This is a genomic window from Streptomyces sp. OZ13 (assembly GCF_052068155.1).
GTDB lineage: Bacteria > Actinomycetota > Actinomycetes > Streptomycetales > Streptomycetaceae > Streptomyces.
Window position 1 is genome coordinate 743,683 of record NZ_JBQHCZ010000001.1, and the last position, 20,568, is coordinate 764,250.

The window sequence follows — 20,568 nt, forward strand, 5'->3', positions numbered from 1 at the left end:
CCGTGCTCGGCCTACCGTGGCCCACATGGGTGCAGCGGTGGAACTGGAAGCAGGCGGGCGGAGCGTACGGCTGTCCAATCCGGACAAGATCTACTTTCCCGCGCGGGGATTCACCAAGCTGGACGTGGCCCAGTACTACCTGTCCGTCGGGCCCGGCATCCTGCGCGCGCTGCGCGACCGGCCCACCACCCTCGAACGCTACCCGGAAGGCGTCGAAGGCGAGTCCTTCTTCCAGAAGCGCGCCCCCAAGTACCTCCCCGACTGGATCCCGACCGCCCACATCTCCTTCCCCAGCGGACGCACCGCGGACGAGATGTGCCCCACCGAGGTCGCCGCCGTGATCTGGGCCGCCAACCTCGGCACGCTGCCCTTCCACCCCTGGCCCGTACGCAGGGACGCCGTCGACCACCCCGACGAGCTGCGCATCGACCTCGACCCGCAGCCCGGCACCGACTTCAAGGACGCCGTCAAGGCCGCCCTCGAACTGCGCCCCCTGCTGGAGGAGCACGGCCTGCGCGGCTGGCCCAAGACCTCCGGAGGCCGCGGCGTCCACGTCTTCGTGCCGATCGAACCCCGCTGGGAGTTCACCGGCGTACGCCGCGCCGCCATCGCCGCGGCCAGAGAGCTCGAGCGGCGGATGCCGGGGCGGGTCACCACGGCCTGGTGGAAGGAGGAGCGCGGCGAGCGGATCTTCGTCGACTACAACCAGACCGCCCGCGACCGCACGATCGCCTCCGCGTACTCCGTCCGCCCGAACCCGAACGCGCTCGTGTCCGCCCCGCTGCGCTGGGACGAACTCGAAGACGTGTCCCCCTCGGACTTCGACCTGGCCACGATGCCGGGGCGGTACGCGGAACTGGGGGACGTGCACGCCGACATGGACGACCACGCGTTCTCGCTGGACAGCCTGCTGGAACTGTCGCGGAAGGACGAGCGCGACCACGGGCTGAGCGACCTGCCGTACCCGCCGGACTATCCGAAGATGCCGGGGGAACCGAAGCGGGTGCAGCCGAGCCGGGCGAAGAAACCGGCGGGCTGAGCGGGCGCACGCGCCGGGCCCGGCCGCCGTTTTGCCCCTTGCCCGGCGGTGGGGTGTCACGGCCGCGACGCCGACTCGCGCCATTCGCGCCCGATACCGCGCATCAGCGGCGGATAGACGAGCAGGTGCCGGAAGGGTGCGATCGCCGCCATGTACACCTTGCCGAACAGTCCGTTGGGCTTCACCAGCACGGCCATCTGGCCGCGGTAGCCACCGGACCCGTCCGGGACCCAGCTCAGGTGCATCACCCCGTGCATGGTCCGGTTGGCCATTTCCGCCGCCCACTCGTCGTCCGTCAGGAAGACCGAGGTGAAGGGCAGGAGGTCGAACTCCGGCCCGGTCGGGCCGTCGCGCAGATCCTGTGGCAGCCGGTCGCGCAAGGTCGGAACCCGGGAGCCCACCCCCGACCTCGGATTGTCCCAGCCGAGCAGTTTCCCGAGCTTCCAGCGGAGCGCGAAGAGTGTGCGGGCAACCCGCGAGGGATTGTCCGATGTGTCTCCCACGGACATGTTCCGCACCAGTCGCGGGAAGTCGCCGGAGCCCCCGGGCGTCGGCAGCGCCCAGACGTCGTAGAGGCGGAAGTCGTGCGCGATCTCGTGTATTCGCCAGGGGCGGGACGTGTGCGCGGTGTCGGGGAGCTTCACGAGTGTGTCTCCTTCGGTGCGGCGGCGTACGAGGAGCGCGTGGTGCGGGGATCGAGCCCGAGGGCGCCGGCGGCGGCAGCGGCCACGAGTGCCGCGTCCTGCGTGACGTGGCCGGCCAATGCGATGGACGTGCCCTCGATCGCGCCGACGTAGGCGAGTGCGACGTCCCTGGCCGGCGGTCCGTCGGGAATCGACCCCGCCTCGCGTCCGGCCTCGATGAAGCCGACGCAGGTGTTGGTGAGCGCCTGGTAGCCCTTCTCCACCTCGTGCGCGATCGGATGGTCCTGCCCGGAAAACTCCAGGCGCAACGCCATCGCCACCCGGGCGATGTCGCGACGGCAGAAGACGGTGTGGGCGCGCGCGAGCGTGAGCAGCGCCGCGACCGGATCCGACTCCTGCTCGACCTGGCGGCCGACCTCCTGCTCCCACGTTTCCAGAACCCATTGGAGTGCGGCCAGCGCCAGGTCCTGCTTGTCCTTGAACTGGTGGTAGAGCGCGCCGCGCGTGTACCCGGCCTCTCTGGCCACCTGCTCGAGCACGAGGTTGCTGTATCCGTAGCGGGACAGCCCCCGTGCGGCCGACTCCAGGAGCGCATTGCGCGTGCGTGCCCGGCGTTCGGCCTGTGTGGAACGACGTGGGCTCGGGGAACCCCCTCCATCTGATCGTCTTGGTTCGTCCTCACATACATGCATGTACGTATCTTACCGCAGCCACGACAGCCGTCCGCCCGCGCCCCCGTGGCGGAGCCGTTCTTGCACTTCAGGACGTGGAGGTACGGCGGCCATCAGCCGGGCGGCGGCAGCCGCGTCGGACTCCGGCGGGATCACCAGCAGGTCCCAGCGCCCCGTGGTGTAGGAGAGGAGAATCAGCTTGTGCGGGTCCTGCTCATCGGCGAACCAGCCGACGTGCACCGTGTGTCCCGCGACGGGCACCTTGCTACGTGAACCGAAGCTCCTGCCGGACGCGATCCACGAGGCTGTGAAGCCTGGAACAGCCCTGCTGCGGCTGGAGACGACACATGCCCGCGAGGGAGTCCTCGACGGCGCATGGTGGCCGCGTTCCCGAGACCTCGGCGCCGAGCTGCCGAGCCTCATCACCGCGCTGACCGAGCACCTCGGACGCGTCGACCGCGTCGGCCTGGACTCCGGCGCATGGGAAGAACTACCGACACGAAACTGATCATCGACGACCGCGTCGTGCACATCGACTCCTTCCCGGTCGGTGGCGACACCGTCCTCATCACGCGAGGCGATCGAGACCACTTCCCCCTGCGGGCGGGGTCGGTCCGCTCCTTTCGTCTGTCGACCGCCTCGCGGTCAAGATCCGCGAGGCGGAGCCCGAGTTGACCACCGGGCGCCGTGTCGAGGGCGATACGGAATCGGCCGCCGGCGAGCGCACCGTCCGCCACAAGGCGGCTCAGCAAGGGCTCGCGCGACAAGCGTGACCCCAGGGGCGGGGACGACAGCGTCGTCCCCGCCCCTCAGTGAGTTTCCGGGCGCACTCTCATCATCGCCGTTTCAGCGCATGGGCCACTCGCGGGAGTTCCTCGTGGATCAGACGGCCGACCAGGGCAGCGCCGAAGATGACGACGCCCACGCCGACCAGCCAGGACTGAAGCACCAGAACGGTTCCGATGGGGCCGTAGGTGACTGTATTGGAGGCGATCAGCGGGGAGAAGACGAGCCGGGAGAAGACCCTGAGGCCGAGCAGCCCGACCACGGTGGACACCGCGCCTGGCAGCAAGGCCCGCCAAGCGACCCTCCCCCCAAGCAGCATGCGCTGCGACCACCAGAAGAACGCGACGGCGCTCAGCGCTGTGGTGAAGACGCCGACCGGGGCCTCCCGGCGCAGGGTGGTGGTCGCGGAGAAGAAGAGGTAGCTGGTGAGCGCGCCGAGCCACACGACGTGCCGCCACCTGGCCCACCAGCGGGCCTGGGGCAGGTCCCAGACCTTCTCGTAGCCGGCCTGAACCACCGCTGCGAAGGTCAGGCCGAAGACAGCGAGGGCGGCGATGCCGAATGCCGTCGTGGTCCGCAGGGCCTGACTGGGCGGAGTGAACAGCCGCTCCACTTCTCCTCGGGATGCCGTCGAGACGCCGAGCCCCTCCGCCAGCCACTGCGCGAACCCCCGCCCACGCTCCGGATCGGCCGAGGACACGATGATCAGGAGCGGCACCAGCGTGAGAAGCCCGAGCGCCGCGAAGCCCAGGGAACGCTGCCCCAGTTCGAGATCGCGGCTCCGGCGCCATCGCCGTCCGGCGCTGAGTATGCTGCGTAGCCGCCTGAATCGGGTCGGACGGTCCGGTACGCGGGAAGGGTTCGTCGGCATGCCTGTCGACTACCACGGCCGATAACGTCACCGCGCGAGGGCGCCACGCAGAAGTTCGCGGATAACCTGGAAGGGTAAGGGGCTATAGGTCTCGGCGCGCGGCGCTGCCATGAGGCGGCGCGCACCGGCCGGGTGAATGCTCAGGAAGGCAGGCCATGATCCAGGCAGCCGACATCCGTGAGTGGCGTAACCGCGATGTCGTCGATCCGAAGGGCCGCAAGATCGGCGTTTTGGAAGCGATCTATGTGGACACCACCACCGACGAACCGGCCATGGCCACGGTCCGGGCCGGGCTTCCCACCCGTCACCACCTGGTTTTCGTCCCTCTCGACGACGCGATCCTCGGGCCGGACTACGTCAAGGTCTCCTATGTGAAGGCACTGGTCAAGAAGGCGCCATCGGTTGGCATGGACGACATCCTGCCCGCCGAGGCGGAGGAAGCGGTCTTCCAGCACTACGGCATGACCTACCAGCCGGGCGCCGCCGGCGAACGCCAGCTCGCGCGCCGCTGACCGCCCGGCACACGGACCTGAGCTGAAGGGCTGGGTTACCTGCTGATCATCGGCATCGCGGTCCTCGTGGCCATCATCGCTGTGCGCTGGTCCCGACGGACGGGACGCCGACCCCTCCGGTGACACCCGATGGCACCAGGCGGTCATGCTTTTGTTCCCCGGCCCACTCCTGCGCCACCACCCGGACGTACCTGGTTGACACGGGCAACCGCCGCTTTGTAGCAGCGAATTCGCATGTCCGCGCAGACTGGTCGCGCGTGCCACAGAAATTGGTCACGCCGGTGAGTCCTTGTGGAGGCCGGCTTCGCGCTCGGCAGTGGGGCCGTGTGCTGCGGCTGGGGCGGCGCCCGGGGGCTGCACCGCGCACGGCAGTCGTCGCCGCAGTTCCTGAAGAGACATCAAGTCCTCATCCAGACAAGGTGGTCGGGTCGGCCTGCAGTACTATCCGCAAACTTCGGTCAGGACTATGCTGTTGAGTGAGGCCCCGGTCCCCGGCAGCGATGTCTTGTTGCGCTCCGGGAAGGTCGCCGTGTTCGTCTTGCTTCTCATCCTCATCGTGGTCCTGCTAGGACTCGGATTCCTCAGCCCCGTCTGGTGGGTGGCCGCAGCTGTTCCCATCTTCGGTCTCGTGCACTACGGCCGCGGTGGCGCCAGGAGCGGGGCCCGTGGCGGTGGTTCCGGTTACCGGGATTATCGGGATTACAGGGACCGTCAGGACCGCTGGGATCGCCGGTACAGGCGGCAGCGCCGAGGCGGCCGGAATCGCCGGGACAGCGAATATCACAGGTGACCGATGGGGCGGACAGGTATCCAGGAGTGCCAACGGCTTTCGCCCAGGCCGGACGCGCCGACTGTGCTGCGAGGTACGCACCATGCGTCAGACGATCACGATTCCTGAAGGGCAGTGGGCTGTGACGACTGTGGGCGTGGTGGCAGACGCCGCTCTGGTCGCGGAAATTCTTGCACTGCGTGCCCAGAACAAGCAGTTGGGGCAGGCGCTGGTCAGCCACGCGGTGATCGACCAGGCGCGCGGGATGGTGATGGCCCTGGTGCCCTGTTCCAGTGAGGGGGCCTGGAATCTCCTGGTGGACGTATCGCAGCACTGCAACGTCAAACTCAGGGACGTGGCTGCGGCCCTGGTCGCCACCACGGAGGGCAAGAAGCTCCCGCAGGAGATGCAACACGAGTGGCGTCGTGCGTTGCGGCGCCTTCGTGCGGCGTAGTGGCGGTGACTGCTCGCGCGTCCACGGGTGGCACCGGTCAACGTGTGAGCCCGTGGGGCCGTACGCCGGAGAGGGTGCCGCAAGGTCGGTGGAAGGCTGTGGCCGAGGGACGGCTGCCGGGGGGTGGACGCGAGGGCTATGCTGCGATGGACGTCCCAGACCCCGGCGTGGCCCAATGCTGTTGTCGTGCTGGTGCCTGCGGGGAGTGGACAGGACGTCTGGATCACCACAGGCCCACCTTCGAGGCGAAGTCGGTCGGGTTCACGGCCCTGCAACGGGGTTGCCATCCGTCCCTTTTGCCTGACCTGTAAAGGCGTCCGACCACGCGGAGTACGTGGCAGGTGTGGCCGAGGTTTCAGGCCCGCCCAGCGCTGCACCAGGTGGTCATAAGAACTGAGGCACTATGCCTGTTCTGTCAGGCTTGAAAATCCACCGGCACGACCGAGGAAGCCACGCGACCATCACCCTGGCGGGTGAACTCGACCTGGAGACGGCACACTCCGTGCGCGAGGTGATCGAAGACTCCCTGGGGGATGGAGTCCGTACGGTCGACATCGATTTGACCCTCCTCACCTTCTGCGATGTCAGCGGCCTCAATGCCTTCCTGGTCGCATCTCGGCTCATCACCACGGTCGGCGGGACGCTGTGTCTGCGGCACCCGAGTCCGATGCTGACCCGCCTCCTGGATCTGACCGCCACCGGCTTCCTACTCGATGACCGGCCCTTGGTATCCGCGTCGCGTGCCGCCATCGCGGACGACCTGGCCGCCGGGCGTCCCACATCGCCGGCATCGTGACCGGGCCAGGAAGCATGACCAAGAGCCCGCTCGGCGCCGGCGGCCCGGGGCAAGGTGGTGGTGGGTGATCAGTGACCGCATGGTCGGGGTTCTGCGTCTGCTGCAGTCCGACGACGGCACCGGCCAGGTCGCCGATGTCACCCCGGTCGGCGCCGCCGCGTTGGGCGTGGACGGCCTCGCGGTCTCCCTGGTCACCGAGGGCGACCTCACCGAGCTTCTGTGGTGCTCGGACGCCGCGACGCGCCGCTTCGAGGACCTTCAGCTCATCCTCGGAGAGGGCCCCGGGCTCGAGGCGGCCCGTACCGGCGCGATGGTGTGGGTGCCCGACCTGGCCGACGTTCGCCTTGCGCGCTGGCCCGCGCTGGCCATGGAGGCCCCCGGCCTGCCGGCCCGGGCGGTCTTCTGCTTCCCGATGGGGATCGGCGCGATCCGCACCGGTGTCCTGACCGCCGTACGCCGCACCCCGGGCCCGCTGACCGCACAGCAGGCGGACGACGCGCTGATGCTGGCCGTCGCGCTCACCGCCCGGTGCCTGGGCAGTGGCGAGCCTCGCGAGGACGGGCCGTCCCCCGGCGGCTCCCCGCACACTCTGCAGCACGCCGTGATCCATCAGGCGACGGGCATGGTCAGCGTTCAGCTCTCCCTGCCCCTGCCTCAAGCCCTGCTCCGGCTGCGCGCGCATGCTTACAGCAGTGGGCGTTCCATCACCGAGATCTCCCAGGACGTGGTGGACCGGCGGCTCCGCCTGGACCACAACGGCAACGGCACGCCCCCGACCGTCGTAGACAAGGACTGATCGACATGCCCCGCGAACAACGGCTCACCGAGGTCTTCGTGGAAGTCGCAGACTCCCTGACCGACGACTTCGACCTCATCGACTTCCTCCAGCAGCTCTCCGTGCGCTGCATGGAACTGCTGGACGTGGCTGCGGTCGGCATCCTGCTGGCCGACCAGCACGACACCCTGCAGACCATCGCCGCCTCCGACGAACACACCCGGCTGCTGGAACTCTTCGCCCTGCAGCACGACCAAGGCCCCTGCGTGGACTGCTACAAGAGCGGCCAGGCCCGCACCAACATCAACCTCACCGATCCGAAGACCACGGAGAACTGGCCGCAGTTCGCCGCCCGTGCTCACGAGACCGGATTCGTGGCCACCAACGCACTCCCGCTGAGGCTGCGCGGCCGCGTCATCGGCGCACTCGCCCTGTTCCAGACCGACCCCGAACCCCTCAGTGATCAGGACATCACCCTCGCTCAGGCACTGGCCGACATCGCGACCATCGCCATCCTGCAGCAGCGCACCCTGGACCACAGCCACATCGAGCGTGCCCAACTCCAGTACGCCCTCACCAGCCGCATCGTCCTGGAACAGGTCAAGGGCATCCTCGCGGAACGCTGGCAGATCTCGCTGGACGACGCGTTCACCGCCTTCCGCTCCTACGCCCGCGCCCACCAACGTCAGCTCGCACAGCTCGCCCGCGAGATCGCCGACGGCGACTTCGACACCACCCTGATCCCCCACCCGGCCACCACATCCCCGCGGCGCTGAGCGGCGTCATGTGCGCGCTTCGTTGCAACGGCATGACGATGCGAGCACTCGTACGACGAGCTTGTGGTTGATCATCCGCGGAGCCGCCTGCCGTATTCCGACGACGAGTGGCAGCAGGAGGTCGCCGAGGGAACCGACACGAGGGTACGGGCCGCCCGCCAGAAGGCGACCGAGCAACGGCTCGCGCGGGGCGGCCTGACCACCGTGGGCGGGGGCGACACTGCGTCGTCCCCGCTGTCGGGCGCCGCCCCCCGTGCTTCACCCTGTCCACAGAAGGTGCCCCTCCTCGCGGGGCATCGCATCTGTCGGCCTGGGCGCGTCTCGCCTTCCCTGCCCTGGTGAGCTCATTCGTCTCGGCGCCTACCCTTGCGGGTGGGTGTCCACCATGGAATGGCTGACCAGATTGCCCGGGATCGGGCCCATGATCGCGCGGCTGATGCGCACACACGCGTGGCGCGCGAACGAGCGGCTGGCCACGGTCCCCTGGGCCCGGCTCGCCGCCGCCGTCACCTTCACCGGTTTCGTCGCACTCTTTCCGCTGATCACCGTGGGTGCGGCGATCAGCGCCAAGCTGCTGAGCGAGGAGCAGCTCGGGAAACTCCAGGACAAGATCGCCTACCAGGCGCCGGGGTCTTCCGACCTGCTGGACCTGGACAGCCTCGTCGCGCACGCCGGGGCCGTCGGGCTCATCGCCGGCGCGCTGCTGCTCGTGATCGGCATCAACTGGGTCGGCGCCCTGCGTGGGTGCCTGCGTGCGGTGTGGGAGAAGGAGCAGGACCCTGGAAATCCGATCCTGCTAAGGATCAAGGACACCGGGGTGCTGGTCGGTCTCGGCGTGGTCGGGCTGGTTGCGCTCGGCAGTTCGGTGTTCGCGAACAGCGCGGTTGGCGGGGCCGCCGAATGGGCCGCGCTCTGAGCTTGGGAATCAGCGCGCTTCTGAGCCTCAATGGTCGGCCGACCAGCGGCAATGCGCGCCCGGGCCACCCATGAGGCTCGCCCTGGCAACCCCTGATGACCGTGGCTTACCAACCTGTCGGGCACGGAAGAGCACGTTGAACACGCAAAGTTGTGCTGCGCGCGGGCAGTCGTAGGCGTACCGTCGGCTTGATCGCATGAGGGTGGGAGCTGTGCTGTACGCACACGAGGTGATCCTGAACGAACTCGCCCAAGGGCGTCGATCGACGACTGAGGGTATCGAGTGGTTCGAGAGCCTGCCGGAGGATGACCAGCGCAAGACCCTGCTGGCCCTGGTTGCTGACGCTCGGGCTGCAACCAGCAGACGGCAGAGCCGGTATCGCGACCTGGGCTCCGCAGCGTGCTTCTGATCCGTAGCTCTGGCCGGATCGGTCATCGGTGGCTGAGCCGTACACCTTGCTCCCCCATGGGGATTGCCCAAGGCCGTGCAGCAGACCGGCCCCAGCCTCCAAGGTCGAACCGTGCACCACGTCGAGCGTCGTGGGGCCCGGGGGCCATGTCAGCCGGTGCGGCTCGCCAGGTAGTCGCGCAAGGAGCGGCGGGGCGTCCAGCCCTGCATGCGGGCGCGGGACACGTCGAGGACGACCGTGTGGGCGAGCTGGTCCACCGCGTAGCGGCTGAGTGCCGGCTCGGTGCCGGCGCGGCGTGCGGCGGCCTCCGCCGTGCGGGCCGCGAAGTCGGCGAGACCCAGCGGCAGATGCCGGAGCCGGGCCGTCACCCCATGGGCGCGCAGGACCTGGTGCAGGGCGGCGTCCCTGGCGTACGGCCGGGGGTCGGCGATGTTGTACGCGCCGGGAGGCCAGCCGGGGGCCGCGAGACACGCGTCGGCCAGGTTCTCGACCGCCGTGAGGCTCAGCCGTACGTCCGGGCCCGGGAGCAGCAGTGTGCCCGCCCTGACCCGGGACAGCAGACGCGGCAGGAGCTGGGTGTCACCCGGGCCGTACACGGCACGGGGTCGCAGCACCACGGCGCCCGCTCGGAGGGCGAGTTCCTCGCCGGCGGCCTTGGTGCGCCCGTACGCGTTGAGGTGCCCGGTCCGTGGATGGTCCTCGCGGATCAGGCGACGGTCGAGGCGGGGGTCGTAGACGCTGGCGCTGCTCACACACACCACGGGACGGTCGCCGGCCGCTGCCAGCAGCCGTGCGGTGCCCTCCACGTTGACCGCGTGCATCCGCGCCTCCGCGCCGGAACCGGGCAGTGGGTCGCCCACCGCGGCCGCGCAATGCACCACCCGGTCGACGCCGGACAGGTCGGGCCGGCCCGACGCGGCGTCCCAGAACCGGAACTCACCGACCGGTCCCGGGCGGCGGCCCAGGCACACCACGTCGGCGCCCTGCGCCGCGGCGGCCCGTGCGACGTGACCGCCGCAGAAGCCCGAGGCACCCGTCACGGCGATGCGGGTCATCGGGCCACCTCCGCGGAGGAACGAACGACCAGCTTCCGCCAGCTGGGGAGGGCTGCCCCGCGGTCCACGACGGCCCTGACGACGACGGGGCGATGGGTCGACAACGCCGCCAGCACGTCGGCCAGTTGAAGCCGGGCGAGTCGGGCCCCGGGACAGGTGTGCGGGCCGGCGCCGAAGACAAGACGGGCCACTTCCGGGGCGGCGGGCCTCTCGGCGTCGGGGCCGCTGCCGTGCGCGTCCACCGCATGACGGGCGACCAGCAGCAGACGGTCGCCCGACCGCACGGGGCAGCCCGCCACCACCCCGTCCGCCGCGGCGACCCGCGGCAGCAGCGGTGAGGCCGCTGTGACCCTCAGCAGTTCGTCCACCAAGGGCAGACACAGTCGTTCGTCCGCCGCCTGGTCCCACAGTCCGGCGTCCGCGCACCATGCCACCGCCCGGGGCAGCGCGGCGAGCGTCGTGTTGACGGCGGCGACCGCCACCATCGCGGACAGCGCGTCGTCCCCCTCGCCGAGCAGTCGCCGCAGTCGCTGTGTCGCACGGGCCGACGCGGCGTGTGCTCCCGGCCGGCGGGGGCCGGGGAGCTCACTGCGGACGGAGGCGGCGGCCAGATCGGCAGCGGCTGCGGCCACCGCGGCCGGGGACGCCTCGGAACCGAGCAGCGCGCAGACGACCGTGCCCGACAGTTCGCCGGCGAGTGCCACGAGGTCCACCTCGCCGCCCTCGGCCAGCGGTTCCAGACGTCGGGCGAGCAACGGCCGCCACACGCCGCGCAGTTCCTCGACGCCGGCCGCGCCGAGTCCACGAGCCAGGGCCCGTCGCCCGGCGCGATGTCCCGCGCCCTCCTGGTCGAACAGCACTCCGGCGTCGTCGTGGCCCGCCGCGCGCAGGGCCGATCGCGCCGCCCCTCCCGTCGTCCCGGCGGCCGTACGGTCGAGGGGCAGGCGGGTCAGTACCTGGCGGTAGGCGTCGGTGTCGTGGACGAGCACCGTGCGTCCGATCCGGCGGACGGCACGGCCACGGGTGGCGGCGAGAAGGGCGAAGAGGAACGGGTGGGAGCGCAGATAGACCCGGCGGTCGCGCCGCCGCGCCCGCGCGAGCCCCGTGCGGGCAGTCATCGGGAAGCCTCCTTCGCCGCGAGACGTTCCGCCGCGAGGAGCGCCGTGGCCGCCCGGTCCGGCTTGCGGGACCGGCCGGACAGCGGGACGTCCGCGAACACCAGCGCGTCAGGGCGGGCGGAGCCCATCCTGTGCAGCGGTCCGGCGAGAGCGGAACGCAACTGTGCCTCCCCGTGGCCGGACCGGGGCTGGACGACGGCGACCAGCCGCTCGTCGCCGTCGCCCAGCGGAACGCCGACGAGTACCGCGAGCTCGACCCCCGGCACCTGGAGGGCGGGCTCGTACAGACCCGGGTAGATGTTCTCCGCGCGCCGCAGCACCATGTCCTTGCAGCGGCCCTCCAGCACGATCCGGCCTGTGGTGTCCAGATGTGCCCGGTCGCCGGTTCGCACCCAGGGGTCGGGAGCCTCCCCCAGGTAGCGGTGCCTGGCCGCGGGACCGGTCAGCAGCAGCTCGCCGCCCTCCGTCCGCACCTCGACGCCCGGAAGGGGAGGACCGACGAGATCGCCCGCCCCGTCGAAGGCCGCCTTGTCGCGCGACTCGACGGCAGCGGCGGGGAACAGTTCGGTGAGCGCGTACACCCCCCAGGCCTCCGCGGCGCCCGCGTCACGGACCCGGCCCAGCAGTTCGGCACTTGCCGGCGCCGACCCCGTCCACACCCTGCCCGTGAACCTCGCCCCCGCGCGGAGGGCGTCCCGCAGTTGCGGCGGTGTCAGGTAGGTGTCCTGGGGGCACAGCCGCCGCAGCTGCCGCGCGAGGACCTTGGGCGAACGCGCGGGAAGCGCCACCGGCGCACCCTGGGCGAGCGACGGTACGAGGACGAAGAAGGTCCCCCCGACGACCGGTCGGCCCGGCCGGGCGCCGATCAGCGCCGAGACCGTCTCCATCCCGGCGGCGAGCCCGGAGCGGGTGTGCACGACGGCCCTCGGCCGGGAGGTCGTGCCGGAGGTGAAGACGATGACCGCGTCACCGTCGGCGTGGTCACGCGCGGGGACACGGACATCGGCCCGGCCGAGCGCGGGCGCACAGCCGGGGAGCCTGCGGCCGACCGTCGCCACCGTGCCGAACTCGTCGAGGACGGGCAGGGCGAGCCGTGCCCGCGCCGCCAGTGGCCGGGCCCACCCGGCGACCGCCTGCGCCGCGGCGTCGGCCAGCACGAGCGAGGGCCGGGCCGACGCGAGACGGGCGCGCAGCACATCGGGACCCGCGCCCGGATCGAGCACCGCGCCCCGCAGCCCGAGCCGCCACAGGGCGAGGAGGACGGCGAGCGCCCGGGGACCGGGACGCACCGCGACACCGACGGTGTCGCCCGGGCGCAGTCCGCGCGCGTGGAGCGAGGAGGCGTACGCGTCGGCCAGGCCGGCGAGTTCGCCGCGGGTGGCACGGACCCGGGGACGCCCGGTGCGCGTGGCGCCGAGCACGGCGGGCTTCTCGGGAGAGGCACGCAGGGCATGGTCGAGGAGGTCGAGCATCAGAGCCGTCCAGCGGTAGGTGACAGTACGTCGGGATGCGCGGGTGGGCGCCGCGTCAGCGGGGGTCGTCCCCGCGTCCGCCGCTGCCCTGGTCCAGGTACCAGCGGGCCGTGCCCCGGATGCCGTACGCCCGGAGCCTGCGGGTGGAGTTCTCCACGACCATGTCCCCGCAGCGCACGATCCGGTCCGTCTGCCGCCGGACCCGGTTCAGGAACAGCCGGTCCGTCGGCGACGGCCGGCGGGGCATGCCGCCGCAGGCCAGATACAGGTCGGCGGTGACGGCCATGTTGTTCCCGGCGTGCATGCGGTACGGGGCGAGGTAGCCGTTCCTGCGGGCGTGCGCGGGCCGGAGCCTGCCGAACAGGGCGGCCAGGCGGACAAGGGCCGAGAATCCGGCCCGCCCGAGCGGTCCGTGCTCGTCGCGGCGGGCGACGATCCGCCCGCACACCAGCACCGGTCCCGGCCGGTCCGTCATCGCGGCGCGGGCGGCGGCCGTCCAGCCGGGCCGGGGCAGGCAGTCGGCGTCGGTTCGGGCGAGCAGGGTCGCACCCCGTGCGATGGCATGGCGGAAACCCGAGTCCACGGCGCAGCCCACACCCTTCTCCGGCTCGTCGACGACCTCCACGGGGAACGGCGCGTCCGCGGCGAAGCCCCGGGCGATGGCGCCGGTACGGTCCGAAGAGGCGTTGTCGACCACGAGCAGCGTGAAGTCGCGGTCCCGCTGCGCCGCGAGCGCCCGCAGCGTGCCGGAGATCCGTTCTTCCTCCTGGTGCGCGGGCACGATCACCCAGAGGTCGCTCATGACTTCTCCCAGATCATCGTCATGATGCTGATGCCGCCGCCGAGACCGACGAACAGCACCCGGTCGCCGGTCGCCAGCTCCCCATACACCCGCTCCAGTTGCACACCGATGCTCGCGCTGGCGATGTTGCCCAGCTCGGGGACGGTGACCACGAGCTTGTCCGCGGGGGCGCCGGTCAGCTCGGCGAACCGCTCGAGGTACGGCACGGTCACCTGGTGCACCAGGACCCTTGCGAAGCCGTCCCAGTCGAGGCCGGCGCGGTGCAGTGTGCGCTCCACGACCGAGGCGCCCACCTTCTCGAAGACACCGCGCAGTTCGTGGCCGTCGCCGCGGAAGTAGGTGTGCTCGTCGCCGCGCGGGTGCCGGGAACCGCCGCCGGGGATGCCGCCGACCTCCCAGTGCTCGGAGTGCGTCTCGGTGTCCACGTCGAGGATGCCGCCGTGCTCCACCGCTTCCAGCACCACGGCCGCGCCGGCGTCGCCGAAGGTGTAGCCGGCGAAGCCGTCCCGGAACTCGGCGAAGTCGGCCGGTGAGCGGCGTATCGCGCGGGTCGGGGTCTCGCCCGTGACGACGAGGGCGCGCCGCGCGCGGCCGGCCAGGATCGTGCTGCGGGCGACGTCGATGCCGTTGACGAAGCTGTTGCAGGCGTTGGTGACATCGAGGGCGTGGGCCTTCGAGCCGAGCTCGGCCTGCACGATGTGCGCCGTCGCGGGTTCCACCATGTCCCGTGACGCGGAGGCGAACAGCAGGAGGTCGATGTCGTGCGGACCGAGCGACGCGTCGGCCAACGCCCGGCGCGCCGCGCGCAGGGCGAGCGTCGAGGCGTACTCGTCGTCGGCCGCGACGTGCCGGCTCTCGATGCCGGTGGCCTGGGCGAGCAGCGTGCCGGGCAGGGACTTGGCGATGTGCCGGGTCGCCTCGCGCTGCAGGCTGTGCGATGTCAGCACCGCGTCGGGAAGAGCGCTGCCGACGCCGGTGATACCGACCCGCGGACGCGGATCGCTCGTTTGTTTGAGCATGCGGCGATGGTTTCAGGCCGTGATCGGCGTCGCCTGAGTACACATGCTCAATTGCCGGGAAGCGTGGCTGAGTAGCCAGGACCCGGCCCGGTCCGTCCCCGTACGCGGGCCGGCCCGCCCGGCGCCGGTACCCCGGGGGCGGGCAGAGCTCACTTCTTGCGGTCGTCCCACGAATTGCCGAGCCAGCCGTCGAAGGAACGCAGCAGGGCGATCAGAGCGAACCCCAGCCGCCGGTCCAGCTCCGGCGTGCAGAGGCGCAGCTTGTCCCCGAACGCCTTGAATTCCAGCGGGACTTGCCCGTTCGCACGCCAGATGATGCGCCGGGGGCCGCGGGGAAAGTCGCCGTTCTCGAAGGCGGCGATCACAAGGGCGAACGGCGCCACGGGGAAAAGCAGCCAGCACACGAGCCACCAGAAGATCCGGCCCTTGTAGCCCACAGCGTCAGGGAGGCCCGGCTGTCGCACCGTCCAGCGGGTCCGCAGGCCCCGGCCGCTGAGCGCCTTTTCGCGGACGATGGTGCCGATGACCTCACCGTAAGGGCCGAGCACCTGATATGTCGCAACTCCGTTGCGCGCCGACTCGGTCACCACGGTGGCGACCCGGCTTCCACGGTTCTCGTCGCCCCACAGGACGAACGAGCGGGCGCCGCTGCCGCGCGCCGCGAGGTAGGCGGGTATGCCGCCGGGCGGGAGCTCGCGCTCCACATAGGCGACCGGCCGGGGCGGTCCGGAGCCGTCGGTGAAGTCGACCACGTCACGGACGGACGCGGGGATGCCGCCGCCTTCCCTGTCCCTGAGCCGCACCGGCGGGGTCCTCATGGTCACAACAGCCGTCACGTGCATGCTCCTTCATCGTCCGTCCCCTCGGCGCGGAGACCGCGCCACCTGTCCTGCCGGGCCCGGCTCCGAACCCGCGCCGGATCACCCGGCGCTCGGACACATTAGCGGCGCGGGCGGAACGGCCGACTGCCCCACCGCCTTTGGACGGTGGGGCAGCCGGTTCCGGGAAGCCGCAGCGGCTCACCCGGTGGGGATCAGAACTCCTTGATCCTGATGTTGCGGTAGGAGATCACGTCCGTGGTGCCGTGGACCTGGAGGCCGACGTAGCCGGTGGCGTAGCGGCGGCCGTCCGTGCCGGGGTCGTCCGACCGGGGCGGCTGGAAGACCTGACCGCCGGTGTTGTCGAACTCGTTGATCAGCTTGCCGTTGCGGTAGACCGAGTAGTGCTGGCCCTCCACCCGGATCTCGTAGTCGTTCCAGGTGCCCTTCGGCGTCACACCCGCGCCGCCGAGGCCGACGCGGTCGAAGCCGTAGATCGAGCCGGTCTTGTACATGTCGCCGTCGGGACGGTCCAGGATCTGCACCTCATGGCCGTACTTGATGGCGACCCACTCCGGGCGGGACTCCTCCGGGTTGTCGTGGACGTACGGGAAGCGTACGAAGACACCGCCGTTGGCGTTGCCGGCGCCGGGGGCGTCGTCCCGCCACTGGAGCTTCAGGGAGAAGTCGCCGTACTGCCGCTGCGGGAACCACAGCATGCCCATGCCCGGCACCGTGGTGCTGCTGGTCATGGCCCCGTCCTCGCTGAGCGAGAACTTGCCGCCGCCGACGTGCTGCCACTTGGCGAAGGTCTCCTCGGTGCCGTCGAAGATGTCGCGGTAGCCGTTGGTCTGCCCGGGCTTGCCGATGCCCGACTCCCTGGCCGCGCGGGTGATCTGCCGGTGCTCACGGCTGTCGATGACGCCATCGTCGAGGAGCCGGTCGAGCACCTCGCCCACGTGCTTGAGGAACAGCGCGTGCGAGGACCAGTCCTTCTCGTCCTCGATCAGCTCGTTGATGGTGCAGCGGCTGCCCGTCATGCGGTTCGGGATGCCGGTGTCGACCGTGCCGACGATGACCGTCGCACGCTCGTCGTACTCGGGGCACACGGGCGCGGGGACGCCGCCGCCCTCCGCGACCGAGAACGCCAGGCTCTTGGCCTGCGAGGTGTTGCCGGCCTTGTCGGTCGCCCGGTAGAGGACCGTGTGGTAGCCGACCCGGTCGACGACCACCGGAGCCGTGTAGGCGAGGTAGGGGCCGCCGTCGAGGGAGTACTCGACCTTGTCGACGCCGGAGCCGCCGGAGTCGACCGCGACGACCGTCACGGTGGCCCGGCCGATGTAGGCGCCGTCGGAGTTCTGCTCGCCGGAGATCCCCGCCGTGGTCTGCGGCGGCTCCTTGTCCTCGGCCGGCGGTGCGACGATCGTGAAGTCCACGGACTTCTCGGCCGCGGCGTTGCCGGCCTTGTCGGTGGCCCGGTACCTGACGGTGTGCGCGCCCGTCTCGTGGACCATCACCGGGGCGGTGTAAGGCTGCCAGGCGCCGGTACCGACCGCGTACTCGACGGTGTTGACGCCGGAGCCCGTGTCGGAGGCGGTCACGGTGACCGTGGCCATCCCCAGGTAACGGCCCTGGTCGTCCTTCTCCCCGCTCACCGTGGCCGAGGTCTCCGGGGCGGTGGTGTCGTCCGTGGGCGGCGCGGCGACGGTGAAGTCGACGGACTTCTCCGCCTCGACGTTGCCCGCCTTGTCGTACGCCCGGTAGCGGAGGGTGTGGGCCCCGACCTCGTCGACGACGACGGGCGTCGTGTACGGCTGCCAGGGACCGTCGGCGCCGAGCGCGTACTCGATCTTGTCGACGCCGGCGCCCTCGTCGGTCGCCGCCAGAGTGACCGCGGCCTGGCCGATGTAGGCGCCGTCGGCGTTCCGGTCACCTTCCACCTTCGCCGTCGTCACGGGCGCGGTGGTGTCCTCGCCGCTGCCCGCGGTGACGGTCAGGATGCCCTGCATCGAGCCGTGACCGGGGATCGTGCAGTGGTAGAAGTAGCGGCCCTCGGTCAGGTTGACCTGGGCGGTGTGCTTGCCTCCCATGTCGTCGTTCGGGTTGGCCAGCAGGTTCAGCTGGACGTCGTTGTTGAACTCGACGTCGGAGACCGAGAACGTCAGGGTGTGCGGCATCCCGGTGGTGTTCCCGGTGGCCGCGCTGTTCTCGAAGACGATCGTCGCCGGACCGGCCACCGCGGTGGTCGGGAACGACAGGTAGCGGTCGATGGGGTCACCCGCGGTCCAGGTCAGGACCTGTTCCGCGGCGGCCTGCGGGGCCGTCCGGCCGTCGTCGGTCTTGCCGTACGCGGCGGCGGACATCAGCCCGACCACCATCGCCACGGCGGCCAGCAAGGCCGTCCACACGCTCGCGGTTCTGTGTCTCACGGTCACTGCGCCGCCTTCCTCGCCAGCTGGTCCGCGGCCGGGGTCGCCCCGCCGCCCTTGTAGGTCACGCGCCACAGCGCGGAGTTGGAGTCGGAGGTGAAGAAGCCGCGCCCGTAGTCCAGGACGTACAGCGACCCGTCGGGCGCGAACTTCCAGTCCATGAGGTTGCGGATACCGCCGGTGCCGGTCGGGATGATCTTCTTGAGCGACTCGGCGTGCACCGGGAGCCCGCCCTTGCCGACCGTCCTCGGATCGGTCAGCACCGCGTGCCTGGGCTGGTCGCCGTCGTAGAAGTCACCGACGAACCACTTGCCGTCCCAGTACGCGGGCCACTTGACCGCCGAGTCGCTCGCGGCGTCGAAGCGGTAGACGGGGCCGTTCATGGTGGCCTGGCCGCCGCCCTTGAGCCACGGCAGCAGCAGCTTCTGCTCCTCCTGCTTGTAGCTGGGCACGCCGTTGGCGTCACGCGGGTAGTCCACGCCGCCGCCCTGCGGCGAGTACCAGATGGTGTTCGGCGTGACGGGCGGCAGGTTGACCAGACCGTCGTTGTTCGGCGACTCGTTCTTCGGCGCGTCGCAGTCGTACCAGCCGAGCGGCTGGGCCGGGTCGGGCAGATTGCGGTCCCGATAGGGCTGGTTGTTGCCCATGCAGTAGGGCCAGCCGTGGTTGCCGGCCTGCGTGATGGCGGCGAACGTGTCGTACTTGGCCGGACCCCAGGTCGTCGAGGGGGCGCCTGCGTCCGGACCGACCCATCCCGCGTAGAGGATGTCGGTGCTCTTGTCGACGAAGATGCGTGCCGGGTTGCGCACGCCCATCACGTAGATCTCGCCGCGGGTCTTGCCGCCGCCCTCGGCCGTCTCCTCGCCCGTGAAGAGGTTGCCCTCGGGGAGGGTGTACGTGCCGTCGTCCTCGGGGTGGATCCGCAGGATCTTGCCGTTGAGGTTGTTGGTGTTGCCCGCGGTGCGGCGCGCGTCGGCGAAGGACACGCCCTTGAAGTTCGGCTGCGGGTTGTTGCCCGAGTATCCGCCGCTGAAGCCGGACGAGTTGTTGTCGCCGGTGGCGATGTAGAGGTTGCCCTTGGAGTCCCAGGCCATGCCGCCGCCGGCGTGGCAGCAGCTGTGGATCTGCACCGGCCAGTCGAGCAGCACCTTCTCGCTCGCCAGGTCCAGCCGGTTGGTGGCCAGGTCGAGCGTGAAGCGGGAGACGCGACGCTCGGCCATGTGGGTCTCGCGGTCGATCTCCGAGTGGGGTGTGTAGTGCAGATACACCCAGCCGTTGGTCATGAAGTCCGGGTCCAGCTCGATACCGAGCAGCCCCTCCTCGTTCTTGACCAGCTCGTCGCCGCCGCCCTTGTTGCCGAAGACCGTCAGCGCACCGGCCTTGGAGACCTTCTTGGTCTTCGGGTCGTAGACGTGGACCTCGCCCTGGCCCTTGCCGATCTCCGGGTTGTTCCAGTCGGTGACGACCGGCCGGGAGGAGTCGGCGCCGCCGCGCCCGATGTACAGCACACGGCCGTCGGGTGCGACGACCAGCCCGTGCGGTTCGCCGATCTGGTCGTTCTGCCCCGGCTGGTTGGCCTGGGTGACCCGTTCGGCCGTGTAGTTGGCGTCGATCGTCGCCTTGCAGTCGGCCTGGGAGATGCGGGTCGTCCAGGCGAGCGCGCCGCGCAGATGGTCGCGGAAGTCGGTCTCCGCGAAGCTGTCGGCCGTGCCGCCCATGCCGGTGTAGAAGGAGCGGCCGCCGTCGTAGTCACGGCACCAGGAGATCGGATGGTCCCAGCCGTTGCCCTTCGCGGCCGGCGTGTAGGAGTTCTCCTTCACCCGGGCCACCGTGTGCACCTTGCCCGACGGGTTCTCCGCCCAGTTGAACCACTTGTCTGGCCGCTTCCACTGCAGGGGCAGCGACTTGGTGGCCGGATGCACGCGGTCGCCCACCTCGACGACGGCGCGCTGGGTGCTGCTGGGCGCGCCCGTCGGACGCGCGCCGATCAGACCGGTGAACCAGTCGGAGTACGGCTCGGTGCGCGCGGCTTCGTGGATGCCGACGAATCCGCCGCCCGCCTCCAGATAGGACTCGAGGCCCGCCTCCTGATCGGGATCGAGCACATCGCCGCCGCCGGTCAGGAACACGACCGCGTTGAAACGGCCGAGCTGCTTGGCGTTGGTGAACACCGCGGGATCGTCGGTGGCTTCGGTCCTGAAGCGGCTCGCGGCGGGGCCGGTCAGTCCGATCGTCTCGATCGCGGCGATACCGGCCTCGACGGCCGGTGACTCCGCCGTGGCGGAGCCGTGGAAGACGAGCACCTTCACGTTCGCGCCGCCGGGCGGCGACGGCAGGGACAACGTTGTCGCCGGTGGCCTCGGATACGGTTCGGCGCTGGCGGGACTGCCGCCGCCGAACAGCGACGCGGTCATGGCGCCGACGCCAAGTGCCGCTG

General features: G+C 70.7%; 19 protein-coding genes and 2 pseudogenes. 9 read left to right on the forward strand and 12 right to left on the reverse strand.

Going from position 1 to position 20,568, the window contains the following annotated elements; genetic code table 11:
* The first annotated feature begins 25 nt into the window (after positions 1–25).
* Positions 26–1,039, forward strand: coding sequence for a non-homologous end-joining DNA ligase (gene ligD / locus ACTMTU_RS03320; RefSeq protein ID WP_441261883.1), 1,014 nt, complete (start codon positions 26–28; stop codon positions 1,037–1,039).
* 56 nt (positions 1,040–1,095) lie between these two features.
* Here ligD and ACTMTU_RS03325 read toward each other — a convergent pair whose 3' ends face one another.
* The 3 genes and pseudogenes from ACTMTU_RS03325 to ACTMTU_RS03335 form a co-directional block, all read right to left on the reverse strand.
* A complete protein-coding gene (locus tag ACTMTU_RS03325) occupies positions 1,096–1,683 on the reverse strand; it encodes a DUF2867 domain-containing protein (RefSeq protein WP_441261884.1) in 588 nt (195 codons plus the stop codon).
* Positions 1,680–2,222: a TetR/AcrR family transcriptional regulator gene (locus tag ACTMTU_RS03330; RefSeq protein ID WP_441261885.1), complete on the reverse strand. Its 543-nt coding sequence runs from the start codon at positions 2,220–2,222 to the stop codon at positions 1,680–1,682. Before ACTMTU_RS03330 ends, ACTMTU_RS03325 begins: the two co-directional genes overlap by 4 nt.
* Before the next feature lie 237 nt (positions 2,223–2,459).
* A pseudogene (locus ACTMTU_RS03335) lies at positions 2,460–2,618 on the reverse strand (DUF5994 family protein); the annotation flags it as partial.
* Here ACTMTU_RS03335 and ACTMTU_RS03340 point away from each other — a divergent pair.
* Positions 2,617–2,954: pseudogene (locus tag ACTMTU_RS03340) on the forward strand (DUF5994 family protein); the annotation flags it as partial. The pseudogenes ACTMTU_RS03335 and ACTMTU_RS03340 sit on opposite strands and share 2 nt — an antisense overlap.
* Before the next feature lie 235 nt (positions 2,955–3,189).
* Here ACTMTU_RS03340 and ACTMTU_RS03345 read toward each other — a convergent pair.
* Positions 3,190–4,011 carry a ribonuclease BN gene (locus tag ACTMTU_RS03345; protein WP_441261886.1) on the reverse strand — a complete coding sequence of 274 codons (822 nt, stop codon included), beginning with the start codon at positions 4,009–4,011 and terminating at the stop codon, positions 3,190–3,192.
* 155 nt (positions 4,012–4,166) lie between these two features.
* Here ACTMTU_RS03345 and ACTMTU_RS03350 point away from each other — a divergent pair, with 155 nt between their 5' ends.
* The 7 genes from ACTMTU_RS03350 to ACTMTU_RS03380 all read left to right on the forward strand — a co-directional run bounded on the left by ACTMTU_RS03350 (position 4,167) and on the right by ACTMTU_RS03380 (position 9,418).
* Positions 4,167–4,523 carry a PRC-barrel domain-containing protein gene (locus tag ACTMTU_RS03350; protein WP_441261887.1) on the forward strand — a complete coding sequence of 119 codons (357 nt, stop codon included), beginning with the start codon at positions 4,167–4,169 and terminating at the stop codon, positions 4,521–4,523.
* An 872-nt stretch (positions 4,524–5,395) separates the two neighbouring features.
* Complete coding sequence (locus tag ACTMTU_RS03355) at positions 5,396–5,746, forward strand: ANTAR domain-containing protein (protein WP_441261888.1); 351 nt, start codon at positions 5,396–5,398, stop codon at positions 5,744–5,746.
* 403 nt (positions 5,747–6,149) lie between these two features.
* Positions 6,150–6,542 carry an STAS domain-containing protein gene (locus ACTMTU_RS03360; protein WP_441261889.1) on the forward strand — a complete coding sequence of 131 codons (393 nt, stop codon included), beginning with the start codon at positions 6,150–6,152 and terminating at the stop codon, positions 6,540–6,542.
* 64 nt (positions 6,543–6,606) lie between these two features.
* Positions 6,607–7,338: an ANTAR domain-containing protein gene (locus tag ACTMTU_RS03365; RefSeq protein ID WP_441261890.1), complete on the forward strand. Its 732-nt coding sequence runs from the start codon at positions 6,607–6,609 to the stop codon at positions 7,336–7,338.
* A 5-nt stretch (positions 7,339–7,343) separates the two neighbouring features.
* Complete coding sequence (locus tag ACTMTU_RS03370) at positions 7,344–8,093, forward strand: GAF domain-containing protein (RefSeq protein ID WP_441261891.1); 750 nt, start codon at positions 7,344–7,346, stop codon at positions 8,091–8,093.
* 385 nt (positions 8,094–8,478) lie between these two features.
* Complete coding sequence (locus ACTMTU_RS03375; RefSeq protein WP_441261892.1) at positions 8,479–9,009, forward strand: YhjD/YihY/BrkB family envelope integrity protein; 531 nt, start codon at positions 8,479–8,481, stop codon at positions 9,007–9,009.
* A gap of 211 nt (positions 9,010–9,220) precedes the next feature.
* Positions 9,221–9,418, forward strand: coding sequence for a DUF5958 family protein (locus ACTMTU_RS03380; protein WP_441261893.1), 198 nt, complete (start codon positions 9,221–9,223; stop codon positions 9,416–9,418).
* 149 nt (positions 9,419–9,567) lie between these two features.
* Here the strand turns inward: ACTMTU_RS03380 and ACTMTU_RS03385 are convergent, their stop codons facing one another.
* The 8 genes from ACTMTU_RS03385 to ACTMTU_RS03420 all read right to left on the reverse strand — a co-directional run bounded on the left by ACTMTU_RS03385 (position 9,568) and on the right by ACTMTU_RS03420 (position 20,545).
* Positions 9,568–10,473, reverse strand: coding sequence for an NAD-dependent epimerase/dehydratase family protein (locus ACTMTU_RS03385; RefSeq protein WP_441261894.1), 906 nt, complete (start codon positions 10,471–10,473; stop codon positions 9,568–9,570).
* Positions 10,470–11,591 carry a cytochrome P450 gene (locus ACTMTU_RS03390; protein WP_441261895.1) on the reverse strand — a complete coding sequence of 374 codons (1,122 nt, stop codon included), beginning with the start codon at positions 11,589–11,591 and terminating at the stop codon, positions 10,470–10,472. Before ACTMTU_RS03390 ends, ACTMTU_RS03385 begins: the two co-directional genes overlap by 4 nt.
* Complete coding sequence (locus ACTMTU_RS03395; RefSeq protein ID WP_441261896.1) at positions 11,588–13,063, reverse strand: class I adenylate-forming enzyme family protein; 1,476 nt, start codon at positions 13,061–13,063, stop codon at positions 11,588–11,590. The genes ACTMTU_RS03390 and ACTMTU_RS03395 overlap by 4 nt, the downstream gene beginning before the upstream one ends.
* Positions 13,064–13,118: 55 nt before the next feature.
* Positions 13,119–13,865, reverse strand: a complete 747-nt coding sequence (locus tag ACTMTU_RS03400; RefSeq protein ID WP_441261897.1) for a glycosyltransferase — start codon at positions 13,863–13,865, stop codon at positions 13,119–13,121.
* Entirely contained in the window at positions 13,862–14,884 is a 1,023-nt protein-coding gene (locus ACTMTU_RS03405; protein WP_441261898.1) for a 3-oxoacyl-ACP synthase III family protein, read from the reverse strand. Before ACTMTU_RS03405 ends, ACTMTU_RS03400 begins: the two co-directional genes overlap by 4 nt.
* Positions 14,885–15,033: 149 nt before the next feature.
* The gene (locus tag ACTMTU_RS03410; RefSeq protein WP_441261899.1) at positions 15,034–15,720 is read right to left on the reverse strand and encodes a hypothetical protein; all 687 of its coding nucleotides are present in this window, start codon (positions 15,718–15,720) and stop codon (positions 15,034–15,036) included.
* 197 nt (positions 15,721–15,917) lie between these two features.
* Positions 15,918–18,080, reverse strand: a complete 2,163-nt coding sequence (locus tag ACTMTU_RS03415; RefSeq protein ID WP_441261980.1) for an OmpL47-type beta-barrel domain-containing protein — start codon at positions 18,078–18,080, stop codon at positions 15,918–15,920.
* A gap of 53 nt (positions 18,081–18,133) precedes the next feature.
* Positions 18,134–20,545, reverse strand: a complete 2,412-nt coding sequence (locus ACTMTU_RS03420) for a ThuA domain-containing protein (protein ID WP_441261900.1) — start codon at positions 20,543–20,545, stop codon at positions 18,134–18,136.
* Positions 20,546–20,568 lie beyond the last annotated feature (23 nt).

Bases quoted from the DNA above. Each gene is read 5' to 3' on its own strand.
- ligD (WP_441261883.1), top strand. From the start codon at position 26: ATGGGTGCAGCGGTGGAACTGGAAGCAGGCGGGCGGAGCGTACGGCTG.
- ACTMTU_RS03345 (WP_441261886.1), bottom strand. From the start codon at position 4,011: ATGCCGACGAACCCTTCCCGCGTACCGGACCGTCCGACCCGATTCAGG.
- ACTMTU_RS03350 (WP_441261887.1), top strand. From the start codon at position 4,167: ATGATCCAGGCAGCCGACATCCGTGAGTGGCGTAACCGCGATGTCGTC.
- ACTMTU_RS03355 (WP_441261888.1), top strand. From the start codon at position 5,396: ATGCGTCAGACGATCACGATTCCTGAAGGGCAGTGGGCTGTGACGACT.
- ACTMTU_RS03360 (WP_441261889.1), top strand. From the start codon at position 6,150: ATGCCTGTTCTGTCAGGCTTGAAAATCCACCGGCACGACCGAGGAAGC.
- ACTMTU_RS03370 (WP_441261891.1), top strand. From the start codon at position 7,344: ATGCCCCGCGAACAACGGCTCACCGAGGTCTTCGTGGAAGTCGCAGAC.
- ACTMTU_RS03375 (WP_441261892.1), top strand. From the start codon at position 8,479: ATGGAATGGCTGACCAGATTGCCCGGGATCGGGCCCATGATCGCGCGG.
- ACTMTU_RS03385 (WP_441261894.1), bottom strand. From the start codon at position 10,473: ATGACCCGCATCGCCGTGACGGGTGCCTCGGGCTTCTGCGGCGGTCAC.
- ACTMTU_RS03390 (WP_441261895.1), bottom strand. From the start codon at position 11,591: ATGACTGCCCGCACGGGGCTCGCGCGGGCGCGGCGGCGCGACCGCCGG.
- ACTMTU_RS03395 (WP_441261896.1), bottom strand. From the start codon at position 13,063: ATGCTCGACCTCCTCGACCATGCCCTGCGTGCCTCTCCCGAGAAGCCC.
- ACTMTU_RS03400 (WP_441261897.1), bottom strand. From the start codon at position 13,865: ATGAGCGACCTCTGGGTGATCGTGCCCGCGCACCAGGAGGAAGAACGG.
- ACTMTU_RS03405 (WP_441261898.1), bottom strand. From the start codon at position 14,884: ATGCTCAAACAAACGAGCGATCCGCGTCCGCGGGTCGGTATCACCGGC.
- ACTMTU_RS03415 (WP_441261980.1), bottom strand. From the start codon at position 18,080: ATGGTGGTCGGGCTGATGTCCGCCGCCGCGTACGGCAAGACCGACGAC.
- ACTMTU_RS03420 (WP_441261900.1), bottom strand. From the start codon at position 20,545: ATGACCGCGTCGCTGTTCGGCGGCGGCAGTCCCGCCAGCGCCGAACCG.